The organism is Herminiimonas fonticola (genome assembly GCF_040395855.1).
GTDB classification, from domain to species: Bacteria; Pseudomonadota; Gammaproteobacteria; order Burkholderiales; family Burkholderiaceae_D; genus Oxalicibacterium; species Oxalicibacterium fonticola_A.
Genome location: NZ_JBEBPO010000139.1, coordinates 1 through 4,315, shown reverse-complemented (window position 1 = coordinate 4,315; position 4,315 = coordinate 1). Strand labels below are relative to the sequence as shown.

The following is a 4,315-nucleotide window of genomic DNA, read 5'->3' as shown; positions in this document are numbered from 1 at the left end:
GCGGCGGGCACCACTTGCAGGCCGGCTTGCTGAAAGGCGATCTTTGCGCGCTGCATGTGGATTGCATCCGTCACGAGAAGAATGCGCTGCACGCCGGCGGCGCGCAGCATGCGGCTGGAAAATTGCGCATTCTCGGCGGTGTTGTTCGACATTTGCTCCTGCCATTTCACCGGCACGGAGAAATCATCCCGCAATACGCGCGCCATGCCGGCGGCTTCGGATTCGGCTGCGCCGTCCGGCTGTCCACCGGTCACCAGCAGAGGCAGGCCGGTTTCACGCTGCAGTTTTGCCGCATAGCGCAGCCGTTGCAGTGCGATGGAACCGGGGATATCCTGCCCGCCGTATTCAGGCGCATTGCTGATGCGCCCGCCGCCCAGCACGACGATCGCCTGCGCGCCTGCGGCCTGTGCCGACAGCAGCGGCGGGTTCATTTTTTCCAGTGGATCGACAAACAGCGATGCGCCCATACGCGTACTGAGTATGGTCAGCACGATCAAGGCGGCGACGGATAAGGCCAGACCGCAACGCGGCCAGCGGCGGCGCAGCCACAAGCCGAGCGCGCAGAGCAAAATCAAATTCAGTGGCGGCAACAATAAGGCGCTTATCGTTGCATTGATCATCCAGCTTACGCTCATCGCGCTCTTCCCTGTTTTTGTATTTTTTACATGGCGCGCGTATAGCGATGAAACACGCTTGCTGCCTATTCATCCATTTGCGGTTCGGCAATCGTGCGCAACTGAAAACGGCCATCATTATTGAACAGCCAGGTTTCCATCAGCTCTACCCGACCATGCCGCAGCAATGAGGGGGCAGGCTTGGGGAAAGGCGCCGTGCTGCGCAAGCTTGCCAGCGCCGTGGCTTCGGTGCTGCGATCGCGGTTGGAGCGCATGATTTCACTGCGTACCAGGCCGCCCTTGGCATCGACCACATACTTGACCACCACGACCGAGCGCAGCAAGGCTTGTGGCCGGCCTATATATACCTTGGTGGAATTCACCTGTGCAATACGCTGGGCCAGCGCGAGTTTGTATTCGCCCACCGTATCGGCGGTAGAGGTACCGTCTCCCGTGGTTTCAACTTCGCTTCTATCCAGTACTGCCTTGCCGCCACAGCCGGCCAATGCCAGCGCAAGCAGGCAAATCGTGAGTCGAGTTTTCATCATCGTCCGTTTGTAAAATTGGAGGGTAACCGTCGGTGCTTGCGGCATATGACCGGAAAAAGCGATTTTAATTGCAATATCGCTCACTTATTTGAACACGCCCTCAGTCGAAACACTGCTGCATCCTGAATTGCTCGGTGGCCGCCACCAGTGCCGCGGCCGTTCCCGGCTCCAGCGCCGCATGTCCGGCATCCGCAATGATATGCAATTTTGCCTGCGGCCATGCCTGATGCAAGCGCCACGCCGACACCGGCGGACACACCGCATCGTAACGGCCCTGCACAATCACTGCGGGCAAGTGACGGATGCGATCGAGATCGCGGATCAGCTGATCTTCCGCCATGAACCCGCCATGCAGAAAATAATGCGCTTCCAGCCGGCCTATGCCGATTGCAATCGCATCGTCACCGCACGCTTCTATCGTTTCAGCTTGCGGCTGCAGGAACAGGCAGCTACCTTCATAGCGACTCCAGTTGCGTGCAGCCTGCGTGGCGAGTTCAACATCATCGCCAAACAAGCGACGTTCATACGCGTGCAGCAAATCGCTGCGCTCTTCTTCCGGAATTGCAGCAACAAACGCCGCATGGGCTTCCGGAAAAATTGCGCGCATGCCGTATAAAAACCAATCGATCTCGGCGCGCGTACACAAAAAAATCCCGCGCAATATAAATCCGAGACAGGACTGTGGATGCGCCTGCCCGTAAGCCAGCGCCAAAGTCGCACCCCATGAACCGCCGAACACCAGCCACCGATCGATATCGAGCATGCGCCGTATCGCTTCAATGTCGGCTATCAGCAAGGGAGTCGTGTTATCGCGTATCTCGCCTAGCGGCGTGGATTTTCCCGAACCGCGCTGATCGAACAAGACAATGCGGTAATAAGCCGGATCGAAAAACTGCCTGTGCATGGGCGTGATACCGCCACCAGGGCCGCCATGCAGAAACAGCACGGGCACGCCAGCAGGGTTGCCGCACTCTTCCCAATACAGCGTATGCAAATCGTCAACCGGCAACATGCCGCTGCGATACGGTTGCAGTGCCGGAAATAATGGCGATGCGGATACAGAAGCGTTCATGCCTGCCTTGAAAAAGAATGTCTGATTGTAACCAAGGTTGGCAAATTATCGTTGCGGATTAAGGCTGCAATCCACTCGTTCCATTTCCGCAGAGAAAATTACTGCGAACTATTACCGCTATTCGCTCTCTATTTTTACAAGAACCAGAAACGGCATGCATCAAAGCAGGCCGTATGTTTTTGTACGGGAGTAGATAAATGGTCTTGCTGCAGGAATTTTTCGCATTTGGTATTTCGCTGGAAAACTGGCTATACGCGTTGATCGCGACGCTGCTGAGTTATCTGATACTTGAATTGCTCACGCGTCTGGCGGTGCATTTTGCAAAGAAACGCATGTCCGTTATCGCACGCCTCACCAGGCGCCGCATTGATGAAGTCATGCTCGGCGTACTGGACGGTTCCAAACCTTATCTCTACTTTCTGTTCGCCGTCTTGATTGGTGCGCAAACACTGCTTCTTCCTGCAAAACTGGAGTTGCGTTTATCGCAGGCGATGATCGTCATCATCGGCATTCAAGCCGCGATATGGCTCAATCGCGGCATCAATATGTGGATGGAAAAGCTGGTCGATCCGGATGCACATTCTGATCTGCGCAATCGGGCGACCACCACCACGATGGTCTTTTTATTGCGGCTGGCCGTCATGCTGACGGTGCTGCTGACGGTGTTGGCCAATATCGGCATCAACATCACCGCCTTCGTTGCGAGTCTGGGCATAGGCGGTGTGGCGATTGCGTTGGCGCTGCAAACCATACTCAGCGACCTGTTCGCCTCTTTGTCCATCGGGCTCGACAAGCCGTTTGAAGTCGGCGACTTTATCGTGGTCGATGATCTGGTGGGGACGGTAGAATACATCGGCATCAAGACCACGCGCCTGCGCAGTTTGAGCGGCGAACAACTGATACGCTCGAACGCCGAATTACTGAAATCCGCCATTCGCAATTACAAACGCATGTCGGAGCGGCGTGTGCTCTTCACCTTCGGTGTCACGCATCAAACTTCTGGTGAAAAAATCACCGAGTTAACGCAAGCCATCGGCCAGATGATCCGTGCGATTTCGATCGCGCGTTTTGATCGAGCGCATTTTGTGCGCATAGGCGCAAGCAGTCTGGATTTTGAAGTCGTGTATTACCTGCAAAGCAGCGAATACAGCGTCTACATGGATACGCAGCAACGCATCAATCTGGAATTGATGGCGGCCTGCGCACAACTCGACATTGCCTTCGCTCATCCGACCACGACCTTGCATGTCGCATCAAAAGTCGAGGTGGCAACACCACACCCCGATCGGAGAACTGCCACAGAACCGGAAGAAGAAATGGCGGCATCGTAAGCAAACAGGTACGAGCAGCCACGCAAATCATTCCTGCGTGGTTCGCCCCAAGGCCAGTTTATGCCGTGCGATGTCGTACACCCAGTTGAAGCAGAATGCGTACAGCATGAAAAAAACGGAAAACACCAGATCCAGCACCAGCGCATCGAGTATCGAAATATTCAGCCACCACGCCGTCAGCGGCAGCGCAATCGCCATGAAGAACGCCTCGAAACCGATCGTGTGCCACACCCGCATGCCGACCGTACGACGCCATCCGTAGCGATGCTCAAGCATTTCATAGAAATGGTTGTAAATCATATTGCTCAACATGGCAGCCACGGCCAGCAGCAATGCCAATGCGCCAAAATGGAACATATCCATATTGAAGCCATAAGACATCAGGGGAACCAGGATGATCAGAGCGCAGAGTTCAAACAGGAGGGCGTGAAGAATGCGGCGAAATAATGTATTGATAACAAGCTCAAAGAAGAAAGTAGCCTGCCATTATAAACCGCCGACTGCAGCCTCGTTTGGAGCGGATTCACTGCCAATTTGACATCGAATTTGATTCGGGATCAGACCAATAATTTGAGCAGGCAGAAAAGATTCCACAAACAATGGTGACAAAATTTTTAATATGCTCTATACTTCGGGCCCTTCAGACACGTTGGTCGACGCCAACAATTGTTTGACTGAGCAGTAGGCAAATAAGCGGGTGCTTAGCTCAGTTGGTAGAGCGGCGCCCTTACAAGGCGTAGGTCGGCGGTT

5 protein-coding genes are annotated in these 4,315 nt (G+C 54.7%); 1 reads left to right on the top strand and 4 read right to left on the bottom strand.

Translation table 11 applies throughout. From position 1 onward, the window contains the following. The 3 genes from ABWP27_RS12410 to pip all read right to left on the bottom strand — a co-directional run. Window positions 1-635, bottom strand: a 635-nt coding sequence (locus ABWP27_RS12410) for a YdcF family protein (RefSeq protein WP_353157316.1), incomplete at its 3' end; no start/stop codon positions are given. Between the two features lie 65 nt (window positions 636-700). Next, complete coding sequence (locus tag ABWP27_RS12405) at window positions 701-1,159, bottom strand: hypothetical protein (RefSeq protein ID WP_353157313.1); 459 nt, start codon at window positions 1,157-1,159, stop codon at window positions 701-703. A gap of 103 nt (window positions 1,160-1,262) precedes the next feature. Beyond that, entirely contained in the window at window positions 1,263-2,234 is a 972-nt protein-coding gene (pip, locus tag ABWP27_RS12400) for a prolyl aminopeptidase (RefSeq protein ID WP_353157311.1), read from the bottom strand. Between the two features lie 197 nt (window positions 2,235-2,431). Here pip and ABWP27_RS12395 point away from each other — a divergent pair, with 197 nt between their 5' ends. Next, window positions 2,432-3,565 carry a mechanosensitive ion channel family protein gene (locus ABWP27_RS12395; RefSeq protein WP_353157308.1) on the top strand — a complete coding sequence of 378 codons (1,134 nt, stop codon included), beginning with the start codon at window positions 2,432-2,434 and terminating at the stop codon, window positions 3,563-3,565. Window positions 3,566-3,592: 27 nt separating this feature from the next. Here ABWP27_RS12395 and ABWP27_RS12390 read toward each other — a convergent pair whose 3' ends face one another. Then, on the bottom strand, window positions 3,593-4,021 hold the full coding sequence (locus ABWP27_RS12390) for a PACE efflux transporter (RefSeq protein ID WP_353157319.1): 429 nt from the start codon (window positions 4,019-4,021) through the stop codon (window positions 3,593-3,595). Window positions 4,022-4,315: the final 294 nt, after the last annotated feature.